The 21,506-nt window shown below is 55.6% G+C and carries 19 protein-coding genes; 9 read left to right on the top strand and 10 right to left on the bottom strand.

Annotated elements, in window-relative coordinates; translation table 11 throughout:
- Nucleotides 1–67: 67 nt before the first annotated feature.
- From ACLD1Y_RS08455 to ACLD1Y_RS08470, 4 genes are read right to left on the bottom strand one after another with little or no spacing between them, the layout of a single operon-like run.
- The gene (locus ACLD1Y_RS08455; RefSeq protein WP_048365504.1) at nt 68–571 is read right to left on the bottom strand and encodes an Hcp family type VI secretion system effector; all 504 of its coding nucleotides are present in this window, start codon (nt 569–571) and stop codon (nt 68–70) included.
- A 41-nt stretch (nt 572–612) separates the two neighbouring features.
- On the bottom strand, nt 613–2,103 hold the full coding sequence (gene tssC, locus ACLD1Y_RS08460; protein WP_429477188.1) for a type VI secretion system contractile sheath large subunit: 1,491 nt from the start codon (nt 2,101–2,103) through the stop codon (nt 613–615).
- Nucleotides 2,100–2,603: a type VI secretion system contractile sheath small subunit gene (gene tssB / locus ACLD1Y_RS08465; protein WP_429477190.1), complete on the bottom strand. Its 504-nt coding sequence runs from the start codon at nt 2,601–2,603 to the stop codon at nt 2,100–2,102. Before tssB ends, tssC begins: the two co-directional genes overlap by 4 nt.
- 43 nt (nt 2,604–2,646) lie before the next feature.
- Complete coding sequence (locus ACLD1Y_RS08470) at nt 2,647–3,195, bottom strand: hypothetical protein (RefSeq protein WP_429477192.1); 549 nt, start codon at nt 3,193–3,195, stop codon at nt 2,647–2,649.
- Between the two features lie 434 nt (nt 3,196–3,629).
- Here ACLD1Y_RS08470 and tssJ point away from each other — a divergent pair, with 434 nt between their 5' ends.
- The 8 genes from tssJ (at nt 3,630) to ACLD1Y_RS08510 (ending at nt 12,682) form a co-directional block, all read left to right on the top strand.
- Entirely contained in the window at nt 3,630–4,220 is a 591-nt protein-coding gene (gene tssJ, locus ACLD1Y_RS08475; RefSeq protein WP_429477194.1) for a type VI secretion system lipoprotein TssJ, read from the top strand.
- 42 nt (nt 4,221–4,262) lie between these two features.
- Nucleotides 4,263–5,609 carry a type VI secretion system baseplate subunit TssK gene (gene tssK / locus ACLD1Y_RS08480; protein ID WP_429477196.1) on the top strand — a complete coding sequence of 449 codons (1,347 nt, stop codon included), beginning with the start codon at nt 4,263–4,265 and terminating at the stop codon, nt 5,607–5,609.
- Nucleotides 5,606–6,376, top strand: a complete 771-nt coding sequence (gene icmH, locus ACLD1Y_RS08485; RefSeq protein ID WP_429477198.1) for a type IVB secretion system protein IcmH/DotU — start codon at nt 5,606–5,608, stop codon at nt 6,374–6,376. The genes tssK and icmH overlap by 4 nt, the downstream gene beginning before the upstream one ends.
- 11 nt (nt 6,377–6,387) lie before the next feature.
- Nucleotides 6,388–9,072, top strand: a complete 2,685-nt coding sequence (locus ACLD1Y_RS08490) for a type VI secretion system Vgr family protein (protein ID WP_429477200.1) — start codon at nt 6,388–6,390, stop codon at nt 9,070–9,072.
- 22 nt (nt 9,073–9,094) lie between these two features.
- Complete coding sequence (locus ACLD1Y_RS08495; RefSeq protein ID WP_429477202.1) at nt 9,095–10,285, top strand: DUF2515 family protein; 1,191 nt, start codon at nt 9,095–9,097, stop codon at nt 10,283–10,285.
- Nucleotides 10,286–10,288: 3 nt separating this feature from the next.
- Nucleotides 10,289–11,467, top strand: coding sequence for a hypothetical protein (locus ACLD1Y_RS08500; protein WP_429477204.1), 1,179 nt, complete (start codon nt 10,289–10,291; stop codon nt 11,465–11,467).
- Between the two features lie 262 nt (nt 11,468–11,729).
- On the top strand, nt 11,730–12,185 hold the full coding sequence (locus ACLD1Y_RS08505) for a hypothetical protein (protein WP_429477206.1): 456 nt from the start codon (nt 11,730–11,732) through the stop codon (nt 12,183–12,185).
- A 50-nt stretch (nt 12,186–12,235) separates the two neighbouring features.
- Nucleotides 12,236–12,682, top strand: coding sequence for a hypothetical protein (locus ACLD1Y_RS08510; RefSeq protein ID WP_429477208.1), 447 nt, complete (start codon nt 12,236–12,238; stop codon nt 12,680–12,682).
- A 10-nt stretch (nt 12,683–12,692) separates the two neighbouring features.
- Here the strand turns inward: ACLD1Y_RS08510 and ACLD1Y_RS08515 are convergent, their stop codons facing one another.
- The 6 genes from ACLD1Y_RS08515 to ACLD1Y_RS08540 are packed head-to-tail and all read right to left on the bottom strand — an operon-like array spanning nt 12,693 to nt 20,282.
- Nucleotides 12,693–13,445 (bottom strand): OmpA family protein, encoded by a 753-nt coding sequence (locus tag ACLD1Y_RS08515; protein ID WP_429477210.1) that lies wholly within the window; start codon nt 13,443–13,445, stop codon nt 12,693–12,695.
- Between the two features lies 1 nt (nt 13,446).
- The gene (gene tagF / locus ACLD1Y_RS08520) at nt 13,447–14,433 is read right to left on the bottom strand and encodes a type VI secretion system-associated protein TagF (RefSeq protein ID WP_429477212.1); all 987 of its coding nucleotides are present in this window, start codon (nt 14,431–14,433) and stop codon (nt 13,447–13,449) included.
- Nucleotides 14,430–18,077 carry a type VI secretion system membrane subunit TssM gene (gene tssM / locus ACLD1Y_RS08525; protein WP_429477213.1) on the bottom strand — a complete coding sequence of 1,216 codons (3,648 nt, stop codon included), beginning with the start codon at nt 18,075–18,077 and terminating at the stop codon, nt 14,430–14,432. The genes tagF and tssM overlap by 4 nt, the downstream gene beginning before the upstream one ends.
- 36 nt (nt 18,078–18,113) lie before the next feature.
- Nucleotides 18,114–19,445 carry a hypothetical protein gene (locus ACLD1Y_RS08530; protein ID WP_429477215.1) on the bottom strand — a complete coding sequence of 444 codons (1,332 nt, stop codon included), beginning with the start codon at nt 19,443–19,445 and terminating at the stop codon, nt 18,114–18,116.
- A 27-nt stretch (nt 19,446–19,472) separates the two neighbouring features.
- Nucleotides 19,473–19,733 carry a PAAR domain-containing protein gene (locus ACLD1Y_RS08535; RefSeq protein ID WP_429477217.1) on the bottom strand — a complete coding sequence of 87 codons (261 nt, stop codon included), beginning with the start codon at nt 19,731–19,733 and terminating at the stop codon, nt 19,473–19,475.
- A 42-nt stretch (nt 19,734–19,775) separates the two neighbouring features.
- The gene (locus ACLD1Y_RS08540) at nt 19,776–20,282 is read right to left on the bottom strand and encodes a M15 family metallopeptidase (RefSeq protein ID WP_429477219.1); all 507 of its coding nucleotides are present in this window, start codon (nt 20,280–20,282) and stop codon (nt 19,776–19,778) included.
- 561 nt (nt 20,283–20,843) lie between these two features.
- Here ACLD1Y_RS08540 and ACLD1Y_RS08545 point away from each other — a divergent pair.
- On the top strand, nt 20,844–21,506 hold the full coding sequence (locus tag ACLD1Y_RS08545; RefSeq protein ID WP_429477221.1) for a hypothetical protein: 663 nt from the start codon (nt 20,844–20,846) through the stop codon (nt 21,504–21,506).

The following is a 21,506-nucleotide window of genomic DNA, read 5'->3' on the forward strand; positions in this document are numbered from 1 at the left end:
GTGCAGAAAATGTTCGGAAAAATAGTTCGAGGCCATGACCACGTCATGGCCCGACTTAACGCATCAATCAGACCGCGAACGACTTGTCGTTCTTGGTCAAGCTCCAAGCGCCTTGGGTGTTGCCCTGCTGACCGCCACCACTGGCTTTCTGGGTGTAACGCCATTGCACGGCGGCGTACTTCAACTTGAAGGTTTCCATAGGCTCCTGCCCCGCCACGACTTTGGGCGAAATGCTGGCCACCACGGCATTTTTCAAATCAATCGCCAAGTACTTCACGCGATTGCCTTCGCCGTCTCGTTTAAAGAACTCGATGGTGATTTCTTTGAAGGTGGTACCGCTGGATGCTGCCTCATACAACTGAGGGCTGGTCACGTCCATCGCCTTGGTGAACTCCATCGCATCGTGTTCGCAACGTTCGGCCGTGTTGCCGCCGGTGGCAGACGCCGTTGACGATTTCGGCTGGCGGATTTCATGCACCCAGGAATCGATTTCCAACCAGTCCGCGTGGTCCTTATCCAGCGACTCACCCTTAACATCCGGCTGTCCAATTTTGAGGTAGATGTCTTTCATTACTTCGTCCTTTTTTAGGGAGGGTTGGTACAACAGTGACTTTATGCCTTCACGCCCGCGGGCAACTCCGCGACCAGGCGCAAAGACACCGACAATTCGTCAAGTTGGTAATGGGGGCGTAGGAACGCCACGGCGCGAAATACGCCAGGACGACCGGGCACTTCGGAGACCTGAATAGACGCTTCACGCAAGGGATATTGGGCTTTAGCCTCCTGACTCGCGTTGTCATTGAGCAGGACGTATTGGCTGATCCAGGTGTTCAGAAAGGTTGAAACGCTGGACACCGAAGCGAAGCTGCCAATCTTGTCGCGCATCATCGACTTGAGGTAGTGAGCAATCCGCGACACCGCGAAGATGTACTGCAGTTGCGAGGACAGCAGCGCGTTGGCGTTTGCCGCGTCGGTGTTGTACTTACGCGGCTTTTGCAACGATTGCGCGCCAAAAAAAGCCGCGTAATCGGTGTTCTTGCAATGCACCAGGGAAATAAAGCCAAGATCGCTGAGTTCTTTTTCACGGCGGTCAGTGATGGTTACTTCAGTCGGGCATTTGAGCGCCACTTCACCATCATCGGTGTTGAAGGTATGAGTCGGCAGCCCTTCCACCAGACCACCACCCTCAACGCCTCTAATGGCGGCACACCATCCGAAGTTCTCAAACGCTTGCGTAAGACGCACGCCATGGGCGTAAGCAGCGTTACACCACAGGTATCGGGAGTGGTCACGACCATCTACATCCTCCACGAACGGAAAGCTGTCGATGGTGATGCCATCAATAGGGTTGTACGGTAGGCGCCCAAGGAAGCGCGGCAACGCCAAGCCCACATAGCGCGCGTCTTCCGAATCGCGCAAGGATTTCCACTTGGCGTATTCAACCGTGTCAAACACCTTGGCCATATCGCGCGGGCGGCCCAAGTCGGCAAAGCTCTCTAGGCCAAGCAGCTCCGGCGCAGGCGCCGTTATGAATGGCGCATGGGCGGCAGCCGCAACATGGGACATTTGCTCAAGGAAGTACAGGTCTTCAGGCTGACGGGTGATCGCATAGTCACCAATCAATGCACCAAACGGCGCACCACCAAAGGTGCCAAACTCTTCCTCGTAGATCTTCTTGAACAGCGAGCTTTGGTCGAACTCCAACGCGGCCTTGAAGTCGCGCATCAGCTCTTTTTTCGAGGCGTTGAAGACCTTGATTTTGATCATGGCCCCGGTAGTCGACTCAGTCACCAAATGGTGCAAGCCGCGCCAACTGGATTCGAGTTTCTGGAATTCTGCGGCGTGCATGACCAGCGACAGCTGTTCCGAGAGCATCCGATCCAACTCAGCAATACGCGCATCCAGGCTACGAGCGAGGTTCTCCGAAACCACGACCGTCCCCTGCATGACCTCAGCCACCAACTCGGCGATCAGGTCACGTGCTCGAAGGTGCTCCGACTCGGATTTGGCAATCTTGCTTTGCTCGACCACCTGGTCCAGCAGGCTCGCACCTTCATTCAACGTCGGCGCATTCACATCCCCAAGAGCATTTGCAGTATTCATACATCCCCCTGGGATTCGCGGCGAATCGTGGCCATCTGCTCGGTGTTCGTCAGCACGTCGTTGAGCACATCCTCAAGGATCTCGTTGGTCGAGATCTTGTTACGCATGTCTGCCAGCTTGCTACGGGCCTCATGGAGCTTGTGCAGTGCCGGCACCTGGCGAATGAGCGCCTCCGGCCCAAAATCCTCCAGCGACTGAAAGTTCAAGGTCACGCCGAACTCCCCCTCCCCGGTCAGTGCATTGGCCACCCGATACGTAGCGCGCGGAGCCATCGCCGCCATGACCTCGTCAAAATTATCCCGATCAAGCGACACAAATTTGCGATCCTTCGGACGTGCCAAGGGCGTTTCCGGATTCCCGGAAAAATCACCCAACACCCCGACCACGAAGGGCAACTCTTTTTGCTCGATAGCGTCGCCGATCTCAACGTCATAGGTCAGTTGAATCCTCGGCGCCCGCACCTTTTGCAGGCGTTTTTGCACACTTTCCTTCTTAGCCATAGCAGGTACCGCCTCAATCAAATACTTACTTAAGGGTTCACGCTCAATTCATGCCGGGCAGGCTGGAGAACGGATTGGAGCTCGACGCCGCTGGCGTAGCTTTGGCTGGTGCAGGCACCTCCTTACGTGGAGCTGCTTTGGCCTTGGGCAGCAATGCCTTGGCACCCAGGGTTTCGCGCAGCCTCGCCGCAAGCTTTTGCGCCTCTTGGTGCACAGGGCCGTTTACATCTTTTTCATCACGCAGCCTTCCCAACGACTGCACTGCGACTCGCAAGCCCGACACCGTCAAAATGGCATCAGCCCGAGTGTTGGCCGCATCGCGCTGCAACACTTCCTGCGCAGCCAGAATCGCAGCACCATAGTTCTCAGCCTCAAACTCCAGTTCAGCCTGACGCAACCAAGGTTCCTTTCGCGTAGGTTCCATGGCGGCCGCCTCCGAAAGCAACTTCCTACCCGCCTCAAAGTTGCGCGCTTGAATGCGCTCATCCGCTTTAAACATCAAGTGTTCAAATGTAGGCACAGGCGTTTGTGCGGACTGCATCGCACAACCCGTCAATAATAAAAAACCAACCACAATAAAAATTGTACGCACAGCTACCCCTCCAGGATGAACATCTTAGTCCTATGCTTATCGCTTTCTGCCGCCAGGCGATTCGATACCGGCGAATGTAAGAGGCCGAACCGTATCTCAACAGAAAAATGCTTGCAAACAAATTCGACCGTTCACAAACGGAACTTTTGATATAGAGAAACTTCCCACAAAACAAACAAAAACATCTTACATAGAGCAACACCAACATCCACTTGCAATAAATTAAAACAGCCTAAACCACCAGCAATGCTTGACCAAAACTGGCAAAACTCTCAAATTATTGTAACCAAGACCTCAAGTAAGATTCTGCCTGTGTCGTGAGATTGTTCCATCTTATGTTTAGGCGCGAGACACGCTTGAGTTAGCGCCACCCTCCTTAGTGCTTACAATTTATTACCGACACTCCCTTTACTAGCGCCTAGAGCCACCTTCTGATGCAAACCCTAAAAAAATGCAAAATCTTTTTCAGCATCTTTCTCGCACAGGTCAGGAGTGGCGCCGGAACTCTATGGCTGGCAGGGGCATTTCTATTAACTGGATGCTCGAGTAATGAACGTCAAGTAGAAAGCGCGCCTTTAGTTCCGCTGCGTATTCATGCGGCCGCCAACCTCAATCAAGGCACCCATAAGAAACCGTTGGCCCAAGTCATCAAGATTTACCATTTGCGGGCGACAGAACGCTTTGAACAGACGCCCTTCGACAGCTTTCTGGATGACACTCAAGAGCTCAGGGCTCTTGGGTCCGATCTGGTCAACTCAAGGGAAATGCTGCTGCAGCCCGAACAACATTACGAACTCAACGAGAAGCTGGAAAACGGTGCCGCCTACATCGGCATCGTTGCGTTCTTCCGCGAGCCCGCCGAGCGGCGTTGGCGCTTTGCGTACGACGCCAACGCTTCCGCACCAACCGGAATCACCTTGGGAGTTCATGCCTGTGCTCTGACCTCCACTCAAGGGGCATTGATCAACACCGCAACCGGCGCCACCGACACCCTGGCTAATGTCAAATGCCCGAAAAACCAATGAGCGTGATATTCCCATCCGCAGCGCCCTGCAAGGAGTTCTCCATTGAGTCATAACGCCAAAATACTGTGGGGGGAAGGGCTGTTCCTACGCCCGCAGCTCTTTCAGCAGCAGGACCGCTATCACGAGGCAAGGCTGAGCCAGATGAGTCAGTTGTTGCAGCCTTATGCCTGGGGTATTCAACACCTAAAACTCGACAAAGCGAGCCTGGCGCAAGGCACATTGCGCGTGCTGGAAGTGTCAGCCGTGTTTCCGGGCGGTGAGCTGTACTCTGCGCCTGAAGGCGCCACACTGCCACCGGCCATCGCGCTTCAGGATCTCCCCCTCAACGTATCCGAGATCACGGCCTATCTGGCATTACCGCAGTTGAACCCCTACGGTCGCAACCTGGCCGCTAGCGACTTAGGTGCAGACGCTGGCCGCTATGCACAAAACAATGCACAAACGCCGGATATGTTCACCGAAGCGGAAGAAAGCGAAGTGGCGTTCCTTGCCCCCGCCGTTCGCTTGCTGACGGACGACCAGGCGCACGACGCATTTGAAGTCATCCCAATAGCTCGCTTGAAACGCAGCAGTACCGGAGGCTTTGAGGTGGATGACCAGTACATGGCGCCCTCTGTCAATCTCGCCGCTATGCCAAGCCTGTTGATCAAGTTGCGACAGCTGCTTGAAGCCCTCGACGCCAAGGTCCTGGTCATGCAGGAGACTCACCGCGAACCCTCTCAGAATGTCGTTGAGTTCCGCGCCGGAGATATCGCGTCATTTTGGTTATTGCACACCAGCAATACCGCATGCGCCAGTCTTTCTCACCTCTTCCTGCACCCGGGACTGCATCCCGAACGCGTGCATCAAGAACTGCTTCGTTTGGCAGGCGCCCTGCTGACGTTTTCCAAGACCCATCGCCTTGCGGATCTACCGCCTTACGACCATCGCCACCCGGCACCTGGCTTCAACACCCTGTTCACTATTATTCACACGCTGGTAGACACCGTGATCTCCGCTCGTTACTTCAGCATTGCGCTCGCCCAAGTGAAACCGGCTTATCACCAAGGCCGCCTGGACAATGAGCGCATTGATAGCAATTGCACCCTCTACCTGGGCGTCAGTGCGGAAAAGGCTGGCGCCGAGCTCGCAGAAATCGTACCGCGCACAGTAAAAATTGGCTCGCCAGACGCGGTTGAAAAACTGGTCACCTCCTCTATGCCCGGCGTGACATTGACCTACACACCCGTACCACCGTCCGCAATCCCTGTGCGGCCAGGCATGTTGTATTTCGCCCTTGAACCGCGCGGGTCACTGTACGAACACATGCTTAAAAGCCAGACCGTCACGGTGTACATCCCCAACGGCCTCTCCGAATTGAAACTCGAACTGTTAGCCCTGATGCCATGACCTATACCAGCGCCCCTCACATGCCCGCACCGGCAGAACTTCTCTGCCCTACAGGCAATGCTCCACAACGACTGATCGACTTGATGTCGGACGGCTTTTATCTGCTGCTGATGATTCAACGCCACCAAGTTCCTGAACACCACCAAGCGTTCAGCGCAGCGATCAAGCAGTTTTTTACACGCATAGAGAACGCAGCCGCTACCGCAGGTATCGCGAGCGAAGACATCTACGCGGCCAAGTATGCGTTTTGCGCAACCATTGACGAGCTGATTCTCTCCGCCTCCGATTGCCCCTTCCGCGACCAGTGGGAGCTCAATCCGATGCAGTTGGTCATGTTCGGTGACCAATTGGCGGGGGACAAGTTCTTCACCTATCTGGAAGATCTGCGCAGTAAAGGTGCGGTTCGCTTGCAGGCACTGGAGGTCTATCACGTGTGCCTGTTGCTCGGCTTTCAGGGAAAATATCGTCTGGAAGGCTCGGAACAGCTGGGCTATCTGACGGCGCGTCTGGGCGAGGAGTTGGTGTTTCTCAAAGGCAAACGAACCGCCTTCGCCCCCCATTGGGCCCCACCGGACCGTGTCGCCCACCTCCTGCGTCGCCAGGTGCCGTTATGGACGCCCGCATTAGTCTTAGGGGTTGTCGGGGCGATCAGTTTTACCGCCTTCAACCTGACGCTTTCAACCGACACTCAAACGCAAATGGCCTTGCTCGACAACGTGATTCAGCTCCCGACACGCACGGCCAGCTTGACCATCACCATCCCCTGAAGGAGCTACACATGCCCGCACCGGCCGACATGGATGCCACAGACTGGTCCTCACTGCTCTCGCAGCACAATCGCCTGCTGCACGTGCAAACGGTTCTGCCCGACGCTTTGGTGGTGCGGCACTGGGAAGGCCTCGAAGCCATCAATGAAGAAACCGTCTTCACGCTCGACTGCATCAGCCCTTCAGCCTTGTTGAATCTGGCGGCATTACCGGGAACTACCATGCAGCTACAACTGGCGCAATTGGATGGTCAGCAGCGCAGTTGGCAAGGCATCGTGGTCAACGCGGAACAGCACGGCAGCGACGGCGGTATCGCACGCTATCGACTGCACGTCGGGACCTGGTTGAGCTTACTCAAGCGACGCCGCAATACAATGATCTTCCAGGATCTGGATGCGCTGGAGATCGTCACGCGAATTTTTGCCGTCTACCCTCAAGCCCAGTGGGACGCACGGGTTACCCAGCTGCTGCCAAGACGTGCGTTATGCACGCAGTACCGCGAGACCGACTTTGAGTTCGTCTGCCGGCTGTTATCCGAAGAGGGTTTGAGTTTCTATTTTGAACACGGGGGCAACGCAAAGGACAGCGCCAGGCTGGTGATTATTGACCGTGACTACCAGTGGCCTGACGGTGGCGTGCTGGTCTTTTCCCGTGAAGATACACCGCAGGCGGATGACGGTATTCGCCGCCTGGAAGAGCAGCGCCAAATCACCAATGATGCAGCCACAACCTGCGCCTGGAACGCTGAGCATTTGCTGGGGTTGAGCGGCACCGCTGAGAACCCTATCGCCGAAGGGCCCGCGTTGCCTGAGCTGGAAGTATTCGATGCAAACCCCTCGGCCATTTTCGAGACGTCGAACGAGGCACGCCAGGCCGCCAACCATCTGTTGAACGCGCGCCGCCTGGCGTGCCACGGCTATCAGGGAGACAGCGCGACGCGGCCACTGCAACTGGGCATCCGCTATACCGTGGACCAGCATCCAGCCCTGGGCGCCCTCCCCCTGGTTTGCCGGCAGATCAGGCATGTGGCAAGCAATAATCTCGGCCTTCTTCTCGCCAACCGGCTGGGGGAGCCTGCTCTGGAGCACGGCACCTACGCCAACCATTTCCACGCCGTTGCGCCGAACGTGCCGATCGTGCCAACCCGACTGCCTCGTCCGCAGGCACCCGGTGTACAAACAGCCACCGTGGTCGGAGCGCAGCAGCAAGTCATCACCAGCAACCGTGACCACCAAGTGCGAGTACAGTTTTTTTGGCAGCGGGGGGAGCGCCCCCTGGCAGGCGCCCTACAGGACAACGCACATGCCCCCGGCAACGAAACGTCGGGCACGTGGATCCGTGTCGCCGAAGCCCTGGCCGGTGCGCACTTTGGTCAGAACTTCACACCGCGCATTGGCAGTGAAGTGGTGATCAGCTACACCCATGCCGACATTGATCAACCGGTGGTCATTGCGCAGGTGTTCAACGGCGAAGCCACTGCCCCCTTCAGTGCCGGTATCGACGCACCTGCCAACCATCCCGGTACGATCAGTGGGGTGCAAACAGTTGGGCTGGATGGTCAACCGGCCAGTCATTGGCAGTTGGATGACGCCCAAGGCCAACTACGCCAGCAGCTAGGTAACCAGACCGCGTGCAGCACCCTCACCCTGGGGTATGCGATTGCCAGCGAAGGGAGCAAACGCAGTGCTTATCAGGGCTTAGGGTTCAGCCAGTCCACACAAGGCTGGGGGCAGGTTCGGGCCGCTGAAGGATTGCTCCTGTCCGCCAGCCTCCAGACTGGCGCAAACGCCACCCAGATGCAGATGAACGACGCCCTCGACCAACTCTACGGTGCGATGAACACCGCCGAACGTTTGAGCCAGGCCGTACAGCAAGCTCAGGCAGGGGTCATGGCCGCTCACGCTGCGCAACAAGCGTTAGGCGATGAGTTGAACCCCCGCAAGGGCGCGCACTATCCCACTCAGGTCAATGGGCAAAGCACCACTCAACCCGACACGGAACAAGCTGTGGAACGCTTCAGCGCGCCGCATATGGTGCTGGAAACGCCAGATCACGTAACGGTCGCCACCCCCGCCAGCAGCAATGTGTTTGCCGGGCAGCAGCTACAGGTGACCAGTCAACAGGACCTGCATTTAAGCGCCGCTCACACCATCGCCGGGGCCAGCGGCGGCAACCTGTATTGGTATACCGCCAAAGGTGGCGCCAAGGTCGTGGCTGAGACAGGTGCTGTCAGCCTGCAGGCACACACCGACCGTATGGAGGTGTTGGCTGATCAAGCGGCAACCTTCACCGCGACGGCAGGGAGGATCGACCTGATCGCCAAGACCCGAATCGTCCTGCAAGCCGGTTCGGCGAGCATTACTTTACAAGGTAGCGACATCACCTTTGCCTGTCCGGGGGTGTTCAGTGTCAAGGGCAGTGAGCATCCCTTGCTGGGGGGTGCCAAACACACACTCAACCTCGACGTCATGTCACAGAGCCAAGGCGCCACCGAACTCGCTTTTATTCTGAAAGACGCTGCCGGTGTTCCCTTACCTGAAATCGATCAAATTCTTGATATCCGCGCAGGCGACCTTCGCAGTAGAGCGATCAGCGATGCGACGGCGCAAACCCGTCGACACTTTGCCGCTCAACCAGAGCCGGCCCAGGTGCATATGACCTACCCGCAAATCAAGGTCGAAGGTGACTCCTTTTGAGCAATAACCACGGAGATAGGCGATGACCGCATCCCGGATTGTCGACACGCAAGAAGGCATTAGCTACGTCAAAGGTCGAGCCCTGAAACAGGCTCACACCCGCGCTGAACCCGGCGCAACCGAGGATGCTGTGGCGACCTGCTGCGATTTATGGTCCAGCATGCAGGCGGAAAGCATCAAATTTCTCTCGGAAAACAATGTCCTTATTCCCAAAGTCTTAAGGCGTGCTAAACGAACCGCCGGTAATTATGCACAACTATTTCTAAACGATGAAGGCACCAAATACCAAGGACGCTTCTACTGGGCCGGGCTAGCAGCATTTGCCGCCAAACAAGTGGTGGACGGCATTGAGTTTTCCGAAAGCAAATTCAATTCCGTGGTCGGACAAGCCCGACTCATGTCTCGTGTTACTTATTACTATTTACTCAAGGGCAACTTCTGGTTATTTCTAGAAATCACGCCATGGATGCTTTATTGGCGAAAATTTGGGCGCGACGTATTTTTCCGCGATGTAGATTGTAGGAATGTCACCACCTATGACCCGGTGATCGTCAAGAAGATGCGATCGATGCCCTGGGCCCTGGGGGAAAACACAATCTTGCGTAAAGATCTCGAAAAGAAGATGTACGTATTGGATATTAGAAAGCTTAACTGGGAGATGAATCTGACTGACGGTAAAGGTGCGTTAGTGGAGATGAAGCAGTGCAAAGCGACGGAGGACTTGAAAAATGGGTTCCGCCAAATCAAAGCGTATGAAATCGGTAATAAATCACTTCCAAAAGGTGTGAAGGAAGATCTGGCCTTAAACAGCGCAAAATTTTTTCTGATACACGAACAAAATTACCACTTACAAGCGGTCGTTTATGACCATGCCGAATTCAAATTTGCTATCGACAATAACGACTTTGGGCGTCGGCTATTTAATTTGCTCGGCGCAAAGGATCCTTCACTGGTATTTAACGCCGCTCCGATGATCTCTCGGGAAATTGAAGTTCGGCAGTTGGCGCCCTTTGGCCTCACCGAAAAAGACGTGACCGTCACTATGAAGCTAGAGCAGGGGAAGCTCTACAGCAAAGATGAACGCATGGAATACGTTAAAGACATACTTAAGCAATACCATAAGTTAATGACGCAGGGCCGAGATTATAAAGGTCAATTCCGTCCCTACATGATCCAGCAAATGAAAGTAATTGCAGCCTGGAAGGGAGCCTAAGTCATGCGACGGCGCACCAGGTACTGGCTACTCGGAATTAGCCTGCTGTTGTTAATGGCGGGGCTCGCTCATTTTTTTACAGGCAATATACCGACTGACTATCAGTCTACGACAAACAGGAAATCTCTGATGAATGCGCCGATATTGGAATTTGCCCTGAGAGAAAAAGGTGACGACATCGTCAAACGAAGCAAACTCCCTATTGAAAGCTCGGGCGTGAGTAGCGTGCTTTTCTATAGTGCCAGAAACGTTCGATTTCAGCTCAAATCATCCACACTCGGCTTAATTTTCCCTCCGGCCTATTCCGTGCTCTTCTATGACAATGCCCGTGACAATTACGGCGTGGATGAAGTTAACATGGGCATTGCATTACCCAAGGCCCCAATATTCAAAGGACTGCAAGATTCAGAGGTTATAGCCTACAACCGGCAGCTATATGAATTGATATCGAACATTCAAACCAACATTCAAGCAGCAGGCTGGCAACGATTCATTACACTTGGCGACCCTCGCTTGATTGGACGCGCCACATATCGCTTCAAAGATAACTACCTACAGCACTCCAGCATTGCAGATCTGGAACTAGTATCCCCCTTTTTGGCCGACCCTGAATACCAACTGACTTGGGAAGATTGGCAGAATCTCAATGAAGGTTTTACTTGGCAGTGGCACGCTGACGGTATGCTATTAGAAGTGAGTTATCTACCTTATTCTCGCGTAGGAGGTTCTGCCATATCTGATGACTTAGATGTAAAAATTCGAACGTCCGCCAGCCTTAGCGGCGCTAGCCATCCCAACGAAGCTACCCGAGCCGAGTATGCGGATTCGCTGATGGGCGCCTTGCTGTACCGCTTTGAAGTTGAAGAGCAGGCCCGGGCCATTGGTTTGCCCATTCTTGAAAGCTATCAAGACCCCACCATGGTCAGCGGCGTCCCTGTGCCGAGCATGGACAGCGTGGCAAAAGCCGCCGCGGTAGAAAAAGCACAACCCGCCCCTACCGAGCCCACCTTACGCAAAGCCGCCGGCGAACTCTGTCCGAAATCCGGTTGGTGGTTCACGCCCGCCAAGGCTAACTCTCGGCGTTACATCCAACAAGGCATCGCCTTTCCAGCAATAGAGGGCAGCGACTACGGCACAACCTTCTGGCAATGGAGCCCGGATCAATCCGCGCCGTCGCTGTAGTCGCCCAAAGCATGAAGCCATTACTAAAAGGACGATGCGAGATTCGCCAATGAACAGCCCTATTCACTTCAACTCGAAAAAGCCCTCCAACGATCGCCTGCTCCCGTGCCACTACCTGATGGTTTCGGCGCTCGCGCTACTGTTATTGGTGATTCTGGCAAAGGTCCTGGAGGATTGCCTGCCCCCCGCCTCTCCCCCGTTATTCTGCAAATGGCCTTGGCTACAAGCCGCCGTCAGCGACTGATGTGATGGTGGGATACCGATGAAAAACAAGAGCGATCTATACAAATTCGACGCCCTCCTGGGCACCCAACCTGACGCGCAGATCGCCAAACTGGTCAAGGTCACCCAGGGCGCAGTCAACAAGCGCCGCCGTAGGCTGGGCATTGCCTCGTACAACAGCAAAACCCCGAGCCGTATTGCCAGATATGATTTTTTGTTGGGCGTATTGACCGACCAGATTATTGCCCAGCTCGCGGGAGTTACAAAAGCAGCCGTTACGTTTCGGCGCACAAAGATGGGAATCAAATCTCAACGCAGTCAACACCCATCACTTTGGGAAGGTCTTGATGGGCTGCTTGGCACGCAACCAGACAGCGAGATAGCCAAGTTGGCCGGGGTGACCAGCGGTGCAGTGCTCAAACGCCGAAGACGGCTAGGGATAAAGGCATTCAGCCGGACTAAACAGGGTCCATCTACGATTCAAGCACACAGATAAATCAACCTGCTTCGGTATATATGAACATGCGAGGACGAATCGTACTCACCATGCCCGCCTCTGCGGCAGCTACGTTTGAGGCATTTCATAACCATCAAACACGGCTGAAATGGGATTCTTTGTTGTCTCGCGCGGAGATCGAAGGTGGCGGATGTCATCCCTACATCGACGCTATCAGTTACAACCAAGGGCGTGGCTGGAAAAGATACCTGTCAATGCGTACGCGTTTTGTCAACTATCGTACCTCCGAGCTTGCGTCGGCGGTCTTGGTTGAACCCAGCGGTCCATTTAAGTGGTGGGCTGCAACAATGCGCCACCGCGACCTGAGCGGCGGCACTTCGGAGCTGGTTTACACCTTCACGTTACAGCTGAGACCCGCCGTGCTTGCCAGCTTAGTAAACGGACTGGCTATCCGGATGTTTGAGTATGAAACGCGTAAACGCTTCCTGGAGCTGGGCCGGTATTTAACTCGTCAAGCGGATTGCTCTCACAGGTAAGTACTGACCATCAATTTAAGATCTTGAAGTCAATTCGACGGTTTTTGCTCCGCCCTTCCACTGTACCGTTGTCAGCAATCGGCGCATCCGGCCCGCTCCCCGTCACTGACATACTGCTGGACTCGATCCGCTTGCCGATCAAGTACTGTCGTACCGCCGCCGCACGCGCCAAGCTGAGTTCGATGTTGCTCTCACGCAACCCAACATTGTCGGTGTGGCCAATGATCGCAATCCGGGCGTTGTTCAGCTCGCGTATCACTTGCGCCATCTCATCCAACACGATACGGCCCTTGGCGGTAAGAATCGCACTGCCGCTTTCAAACTCAATGGTGCGTTGGCCCAGTGTTTCATCCAGTGCTTGCTGTCCTGAGCTGACCTGCAAGGTGTTATGCACCTGATAGGTTTGGTTGAAGGAACTGGCCAGCGTACTGGTGACCTCCTGACGCAACGCTTCGTTCTTCACGTTACCGCTGACGCGGATCTGATTGCCTTCCACTTGCACCTGCCCGGCGGAAATATTCCGAAGATTTGGGCTAAGCATTTTCAATACGTACTGATCCCAGTTCGCCGGGGCTACGACATTTCCCACTTCCATTTTATCGGTAATTTTCTCGGCGCCGTACAGGTCACTCAACCGTGAGAGCACCTGCGCCCTCATCGCCTCGGTAGGTACGGTGCCGCTGACCACAATCTTGTCCTGGGCAGCCTGGGCAGCGTCAGCCAGGCACACCAATGAGAGCAAAAAGCCTAAGGCAATACGCATGTCATAACCCCAAAAAAGTTTCGCGAAAGGTGTCTCTGGCGGTGCTCAAGGAAAGCTCCGGCTGACTGGTGTAGGTAGACATTTTTTTCAATGCGTAGCTCGCGCTGACCTCTTGCTCGACCCACTGAGGGTCTGCAAGCCAGATGGTGTCTTGTTCTTCAATTCGCGGATCTATGACACCGTACAGCCCACGGGCGGAGGCTCCACCAAACCCCAGTGTCATCGTCGGTTGATGTTCGCCACGTTGCAGCAGCATCAGTTCAAAATCTGCTCGCCCCAAAAACGCAGCGATCAAATCGAGCCAGAATGCCGAAACCAGATGCCGGTGGAGCGGATCGGATGGGAGTGGCAAGCGCAAACCCTTACCCATTTTTGGCGCGCCAGTACTCATGACCGGACGTAGCAGCAAACCAAGGGCCAGCAAGATACGTCGCACATCAACCTGATGCCCGGCCGTGTTGAGCATCTGCTGTAGCGAGCCCATCGTCTGCGCTTGCAGAAAGCCGGCAAAGGTATGGTGTAGCGTGTCGGAGCTGACCGTAAGGTTGGCTTTATGTTCACTCAGTTCGTTCAAGATGGGTGCTGGCTCCCCGGCCTGCTTCGCCAACGGCAGTTCACGGCCCAGGCGCGACCACATTGGGATGAACGCCAATGGGCTGCGTGCAATAAACTCCAACGGCTTTGCCACTTCAAAGGTAACGCCGGCCATAAACGGAAATCGCCGACCGCTCGCGTCGACACTGGGTAACAGGTGCCCACCGATTACTGAACGATGGCGAGAGCCCATAAAGGCAAAGTGAAACCCAGGTGCGCTGTCATATAGCGTTTTCCAGGCAACGTCCTGGGCGAGCAAATCCAACCCCTCAGTTGCCCAGCGATCGAGAATTGCAATCAACGGTCGGTGATTGTTCGCAGCCCTTACAAAATCACCCTGCGTTGGCAACTTACCAAAATAACTGATGGGCAACGTCAAATCGTCCGAGGTCATGGCCGCTTCTCCAAGGACGCATCCAGGCCAACTACGGTCAGCGGCAATTGAGTACCATCCAACCCCTTGCGCTGGCTGCCATCGGCATTGGCGCGTGGGTTGCTGATGACCTTCATTGTGACAGGCACAACCCAATCGTCTTGACGCCACTGAAGCTCGTAAGAACCATCAGCGTTTTGTCGACTCTGAGCACTTTGAATCAATTGGCCTAGCGCGTTTTGACCGACGAAACTCTGAAGGTCGATCGTCCTTCCGTCGTAGGTCACCACACTGACTTTGGCGGTTTGATTCGGCTTGCTGCTGTCCCAGACAAAGTTGTTCCACTGAGCGGGGGTGTTGCGGTAACGCAGCTGTTGATCACCTACCAGCACGCTGTACTCACTGAACCCCGCAGCAGAACCCGGCAATATCTGGAACGTCACCAACGCACCGCCTTCAGCCGTTTGGCCCAACGGGGCAACCCATTGCGCGAAATTGGTCATCAAGGACGGCGACAGGCTCAGGCCGACATCTGCCCATTGCTTGCTGACCAGGCTGTTTCCGCGACGGATCACCAAGGGGCCGAGGCTGTCGTTAACAAACTGTGCGATAGCTCCTTGTGGACCAAACACCTGGGCAATTTCGGCAGTGCCTGCTTCAATTTGCCCTGCAGGGGCAAAGGGGTATTTGCCCGCTAATGTTTGTTGGAAAGGCTCATGAACCTGGGCTTTCCAAACCTTGTTGATCTCGTTGTGAGTCGGCGGAATCAGTGCGCCGAATGTTTGGATCATCGGCCATAACAACAACGGCCGTAACGCGCGCCGCTGGCCATCTTCCATGCTGGACAGTAATTGCTCATCGACCAGTCTGAGCCCCGCTGACAACTCGGAGGTGGCGCTCGCATCCAGGGTCTGCACCATCAGCTCACGAGCCCCCGGCCCTGGGTCGCCCTGGGTCTGAATGGCATTCAAACGCGTACGAATGCCGGACAGATTTTGCAGGTAGCTTTGCAGCAGTGAAGGCGCGCTGTCGCGAGCCACCATCAGTCGGGCAATCCCGGAAAATTCGAGACCTACGGGCCCGACCGGAATTTCTCCGGCATTGGCGCCCGCCAACGCCTGCGCTTCGGCAGGGGCCTTGGAGAACCAGCTCAAAAATCCACCCTTGGCCGTTTTGAGACCTTCATTGATCAGCGAGGGGTTGTCCCACGATGTCTGCCGGTAGATCGCCTCCATCAGCTTGCGCATAGGCGAGTTTTGCGGGTCGCCCAGTTGGTTCATCGCCGCACTGGCATCATTGAAGTTGGAAAAGCTGGCCACGGTGATGCCTTGCAGAAATTTTCTCCACTCTGCGATGTACTCCTGGGTATACAACTGCTCCAGCTCTTTTTGGATATGCTCGGGACTACCTGACAGCGTCAGGTCATCGGCACGCGCGTTCTGCAGCACCCAGTCAGTGGTGGTTAGCTCCTTATGGGAGGCGTCGCGAATGGCTTGTTTCACATAGCCTTCCCACGCCTCTCGAGAGAAGGCACCAGAAATGGCATAACTCCCAGCAAAGATCTTGTCACCCTCCCCCAACAAACCCGCAACCGTCACACTTGGATAGCGTGTGGCAGCCCTGGCTTTGAGTTCTGCGTAGACTCTGTCTCGTGCTGCCAGCCCTTGCATCACGCCACTGAGAGTACGACGGGAGTCATCGGTCAACGTGACCTTGGTGTCCAGTATGGGCCAATCGGTCGCATTCGATTGGCGGATATAGAAGCTCATCAATCGCTCGGCACGGCGTGCCATGTCTTCGCGGTCCATACCCCCGCGATTGTCTTCCAGCCAGAGGCGCCAGAAACGGGTGAGCTGGTCACTCAGGTGTGCGGGCTCTACACGTTCAGCAGTGCCCAGCATCAAATACGCTTTCAGCGCGTTGTAAGCATCCTGCACATTGCTCGGTGAGGGCGGCTGGTAGACACCGACAGAAGTTGTGCTGACCGGAGCAGTCGATTGCGCTGGCTTCAGTGCACCAGATTTCGCACTGACCTCGCGCAGGTAAGATTCCAGCTGCTCCGCCACTGGAGTCAGCATCACCTGCCGCATCCCTTGAAAATACTCATGACGCAATTTGGCCTCCAACGCGGCGCCCTGATAGAGGCCCAGCCCCAACATCAACGGATGATCATCACGGTATTTTTGTAGCTGGCCCAATCGGTCTTGAATCACCTGCAATGCTTCAAGGCGCGACTGCAGGTCTATACGATCTTTTTGGATGTCCTGGGCCTTACGCAAATCGGCCTGAACGTTGCTCACCAACTGTTGATTGTTGGTGTAGGACCACGTCCAACCCGCCAAGCTACCGCCGAGCAGCAACGCGGTACCGAGGAACGCGACAGAGCGTTTTCGAGTCCGTGAACGACTGGAATACTGACGCACCAACTGCCGATCGGCGAACACCACCTTACGGAAAAAATCCAGGAGGAAGTAGCTGTGGCGGGACAACTGCTGTTCTTCACCTGGCACAGCTGATTGCTGCGCCGCGCTCAGACCAAAGCGCCGAGCAATTTCATTGGACATGCCGCAAACGCTGGCAGCTTCCTGAACCGCACTGGTGAAGTAGAAGCCTCGAAATACTGGCCTGTACTGATAAGGATTTTCCTCGAACAGCGCCATCAAGAAAGTGCTCAAGTTGGACTTGATGCCCTTGAACTCTAGCGGCAAGGTCAACAGCCCTGGTGCTTGGACACCCCCACGGTTAAGCGCCATCTGCGCCAGACTCATCTCTTTGAGGCCGTCACACAACTCATCAAAGTGCTGGTCAAACTGACTGACGGCCTCTGGACCTGTTTGGGTATTGAAAGCAAAGGTGGCTCCCCAGACTTTTTCGCGTTCCTGGGGTTCCAGCGTCTGGAAAAAGTCATTAAAGCCATTGATCAAGTCGACCTTGGTGAACACCACATACACCGGAGCGACCACTTCAAGGCGCTCGGTCAACTCTTGAATACGTTGGCGCAGCTTTTTGGCCAAATCGATCGCAAATTCCGGCGAATTTCTGGTCAGCTCGGCAACGCTGGCCGCGATAATAATCCCGTTGATCGGCGCGCGCGGCCGGTGTTTGCGCAACAGGCTCAGGAAAGACAACCACTCCCCCCGGTCCGAGTCCTGCACCGAATAGCGCCCGGCGGTATCCAGCAGGATACCTTCAGTGGTGAAGTACCAGTCGCAATTGCGCGTACCACCGATACCCTGCAGCGCAGAGCCTTTTTGATCGTTGAAGGGAAAGGTCAACCCGGAGTTCAAGACTGCGCTGCTTTTGCCCGCAGCGGGGTTGCCGATCACCATCAGCCACGGTAATTCGTACAGTGCCTCTGACCCGCTGCGCCGTCCAAGTCGCGAGGATTTGATCGCGTGGAGTGCATCTTCAAGCCGTTGGCGCAACTCTGGAGTGTCTCCCTCTCCACCGGCCACCATCTGATGCAACGCCACAGCCGATTTCTTGGCCACCATTCGCCGCCACAGCCAAGCGGCCGCCAATGCGACAAGCGTCAACACCAGCAGTGCAAGGAGCACTTTTTTCAACGTCGCCGCATTAAGAAAGAGCAAACCTGCGACGATCAATAGCCCAACAACAGCGAGCACACGAGAGTTGGAGAAAAAAGCGGAGAGGCGGTTAATCATGGTGAACAATTCCCGAGGCGAACGTGGTGCGCAAATTCATGCGAAGTCCTGAAGAGGCATTTGAGCCGGTGGCGGCGAGGGCTGAATGCGGCAGACCGCTCGCCAAAAAGGATCCTGAACCGACACCAGCAAGGTTTCCTGCTGTGTCTCGAGGCTGTTTGACGCGGCTAATGCCAATGAGGCAAGGGTTGTCACTGCGCCCATATCCCCACAACACACCGGCAAACTCAGGCATTCATCGATAGGGTCCAACTCGGGAAGCGTTGCGTGCAAAGCGGCCAAAAGTTCGGTCTGCCGAGAAGTACGCTGGTCCGCATCGGCGATCACCACACTGACCGGTGGAAGGCCCATGCTGTATTGCTCGAGCAGGCGCTGGAGCGTCGCGGCTCGCACCTTTCCGGGCAAGTCGGCCGATTGCGCTCGCTGTTCGCTGCGAAATGGATGAACAATCGCAGCTACGCGCCCTGCGGCTGCGGGGAGCCCACATACGATCAGCAGAGCGCATGCCCCTTCTCCGGAGACCTCCGGCAGTGCCTCAAGTAGCGCATCGTCTTGGATAAACGAATCAATGGCGACCACGACCTGTAGATGGGAAACCGAGTCCAGCCCCTCGGCATGGCGCAACTGCTCGATAAAATTCAGTACCTGGCGAGTGTCGCTCGCACCGTGAATAAACACGGGGCATTCCAGTCCATGCTCGGAGAACGGCGTAAAGGCTGACACCAACCATTGGCGTGCCGTTGTTTGGGTATCGATCGACCAGCGAGTGGGGACAAGGACATGCACAGGCAAGGGACTTCGAAGCTCGCACCCATCGAGACAATCGCGCTCCAGGTGGCGTATCAGCAAAGGTTCGAGAACCTCTGAAGCCAATAGTAGTGCGCGTCGAACATCGATGGGTAACGGATCGTCTTGCCCTGATTCAATGAAATCCTCAGTGCTCAAGGCATCGATCCAGGCAATACGACGTGGGAACCCGTTTGTGTCTTTCAGTGTGGGGTGAAGAGCCGGGCGGTCACGTGCTTTCAACGCTTCGATAACCCCAGCAGGCTCATCGCCAAGCGGCAAATACAGGCTCCAATCCCGTATCTGAACTGGCATGACGTGTTCAGCGGCCAGCATCGGTTCACCATCAGCCTGATCCTCTGCGGGCCCCGGCTGTCGGCGGCGCTTCAGCCACTCAACGCCCTGGTACACCCCCCAATACCCCAGGCACAGCGCCGTGGGTATCACCAAGAAGTGGGCGACAATGTCTTCCGCCGTCGGCAGACGGTAATGGTCACGCCAGGACCACAGGGTAAAGCCCCAACTACCGGCAAAGACCAACACTACCCACAGCGTTTTGGAGCCAAGGACTCGTTTAAACATCAGATTCCATTCCTGCTCGCCCTACATTTACGGCCTGTACGTCGTGGATTGGCCTGAAATCAACACGGCGCCACATGAGGTGACATCACCGTCGCGGGCCGACGCTTTGTCATCCACCTCATAGTCAGCATCGCCAGTCGCAATCACCGTGGGGCCATGGACAGGACAAGCCACCAGATCACCTATGCGGGCAATGCCCTTGTCGTTGATCGTCGAATCGTCACTGGCCTCCATCACCATTCCGCCGTGGCTGGTCGTATCCCCTTTTACAATTAAAGGTCGTGTCATTTTCGCTCTCCATGTAGGCCCAAGCACTGCATATGCTCAGGGTTAAGGCGTGGATCTGGCCGACGGCCCACGGCCGACAGTGCGCAGTTCCACATGCCCGAAATCCATCAGTTTCCAGCGGCCGCCCCAGGTTAAACCCAGCTCTTCAGCGACCTGCCCGTACAACTCGTATCCGCGCATCGCCCAAGGGTCTTTCTCGGTAATCACCAACTTCCCCTCTCGCAAAAACGCGCTGTCCGCCGCCAGACCGTATTGGTGGTAGCTCTGCCAGGCCTTGGCATTGGTCGTTCCTGGCAAGAGGCCAAGAACGTCTTGACGTTCCGGGCTGCGGTAGCCCTCTAGCAACACCATCTCGTACCCATGCCGCTCCAACATCACCTTGTAAACCACCAACAGGCGCTGGACGAAGTCGGCATCCATCTTGTCCCAGGACCTGTCTGCCGCGCCGGTGCGCGGTCGAATTCGCTCTACCTCTCGGGAGGTGAACACCTGCGGCGGCAACGCGCGGGGCGGCACCAACCGCTCACCACGCAACAGCTCTGCAATCAAGCTTGGCGCCTCTCCACGATGAACATCTCTGCCATACCCTTCCAGCTCCACCGCCCCACGAAAAATGAAAACCAATGCGGGCGGCAACAGCAGCAAGAGAAGCATTAGCCAAAGGAGGCGTTGGTAATGAACGAGTGGCAATAACCAGCGCCTACAATTAAACCCAAGGCGAACAACACTACTACCAGAAACAGAAAGAGAACTCCCCGCGCCAACAAAGAGAAATTTCCTACAACGCTTCAGGAATAGGCCTATGGGATTTAAATATGCCGACACACTTTCAGGAAACAACAACCACCACAAGTAACCAATCGCACTTGCAGCCGAACAAAAAACCACGAGCAATAGCATGAAGTATACAATCCGCCTCGAAAAAAAATATAGAGCCAGCGTTAAACGGCGACCCCAACATGATGCACTATCAAAATGACAGCATTGAAAATTAAATAGAGCTGCGCCTAAATCCATGGCAACATTTTGCGCCACTCAAACTTGCAAGCCCGCAAATAAGCGCACACCACCTCACTGGCGAAACAGCTGCCAAATACCGGAATCGATGCCGTGACATCAAGTAACGCACATTCAAAAGCGCCCAGCTTGCTAGCGGACACTCAAGACGGCAGCACTCCCGATATCCGCCCGATTAAAAATGCAGGTCAGTCCCGCACCCGCTCAAGGAAGACTCTGTACATTTGGCTGAGCATCGTCGCGCTGACCCTCGCAACCGGCGTGGCCTGGGTATTCGATTCGGTGCCTGAAGTGGCTGAAAATCCCACAGAGGCTTACACCGCCAGTAGCACAGACGCCCCCGACCATTCGCCCTTCATGAGTGAGCAAACGCCACTACCAATGACCAGTGAGTCCGCCCAGATTTTTAACGAGGTTCCTATGGAGCAGCCCACGAACCTCATCAGTACCAACGGCGCCAGCCCACCCCCCAAAAAAACACTACCTACCCAAGCCGCAAAACCTCATCACAAAGCCCCTGCCGTACGCTCAGCGAACAGCACAACTTCCCCACTTCGAGCCAGCGATGTCGACGTGCTGATTGCTCTGATGAGCTATATCGAAAGCCCGGAAAACGACCTCTCCCCGCCTACGCGCAAAGCCCTGCAGGACCGTATCAAAGCCTGCCCGGCAGCCAACACCGAAGCGGGCATTCACTGTCGTCAGCGTATTTGCGCCGAGCTTCCGGGCTCGGTGAGCTTGTGCCCCTCGCCTTGA

Origin of the sequence: Pseudomonas sp. 18175, assembly GCF_050432925.1 — a bacterium.
In the GTDB taxonomy this organism is placed as follows: domain Bacteria; phylum Pseudomonadota; class Gammaproteobacteria; order Pseudomonadales; family Pseudomonadaceae; genus Aquipseudomonas.

Excerpts from the sequence above, each read along its gene's own strand:
- ACLD1Y_RS08510 (WP_429477208.1), top strand. The coding sequence starts at position 12,236 with ATGCCCGCCTCTGCGGCAGCTACGTTTGAGGCATTTCATAACCATCAA.
- ACLD1Y_RS08505 (WP_429477206.1), top strand. The coding sequence starts at position 11,730 with ATGAAAAACAAGAGCGATCTATACAAATTCGACGCCCTCCTGGGCACC.
- ACLD1Y_RS08515 (WP_429477210.1), bottom strand. The coding sequence starts at position 13,445 with ATGCGTATTGCCTTAGGCTTTTTGCTCTCATTGGTGTGCCTGGCTGAC.
- ACLD1Y_RS08535 (WP_429477217.1), bottom strand. The coding sequence starts at position 19,733 with ATGACACGACCTTTAATTGTAAAAGGGGATACGACCAGCCACGGCGGA.
- tssJ (WP_429477194.1), top strand. The coding sequence starts at position 3,630 with ATGCAAACCCTAAAAAAATGCAAAATCTTTTTCAGCATCTTTCTCGCA.
- tssM (WP_429477213.1), bottom strand. The coding sequence starts at position 18,077 with ATGATTAACCGCCTCTCCGCTTTTTTCTCCAACTCTCGTGTGCTCGCT.
- tssB (WP_429477190.1), bottom strand. The coding sequence starts at position 2,603 with ATGGCTAAGAAGGAAAGTGTGCAAAAACGCCTGCAAAAGGTGCGGGCG.
- ACLD1Y_RS08530 (WP_429477215.1), bottom strand. The coding sequence starts at position 19,445 with ATGTTTAAACGAGTCCTTGGCTCCAAAACGCTGTGGGTAGTGTTGGTC.
- ACLD1Y_RS08455 (WP_048365504.1), bottom strand. The coding sequence starts at position 571 with ATGAAAGACATCTACCTCAAAATTGGACAGCCGGATGTTAAGGGTGAG.
- ACLD1Y_RS08490 (WP_429477200.1), top strand. The coding sequence starts at position 6,388 with ATGCCCGCACCGGCCGACATGGATGCCACAGACTGGTCCTCACTGCTC.
- tagF (WP_429477212.1), bottom strand. The coding sequence starts at position 14,433 with ATGACCTCGGACGATTTGACGTTGCCCATCAGTTATTTTGGTAAGTTG.
- ACLD1Y_RS08495 (WP_429477202.1), top strand. The coding sequence starts at position 9,095 with ATGACCGCATCCCGGATTGTCGACACGCAAGAAGGCATTAGCTACGTC.
- tssC (WP_429477188.1), bottom strand. The coding sequence starts at position 2,103 with ATGAATACTGCAAATGCTCTTGGGGATGTGAATGCGCCGACGTTGAAT.
- icmH (WP_429477198.1), top strand. The coding sequence starts at position 5,606 with ATGACCTATACCAGCGCCCCTCACATGCCCGCACCGGCAGAACTTCTC.
- ACLD1Y_RS08500 (WP_429477204.1), top strand. The coding sequence starts at position 10,289 with ATGCGACGGCGCACCAGGTACTGGCTACTCGGAATTAGCCTGCTGTTG.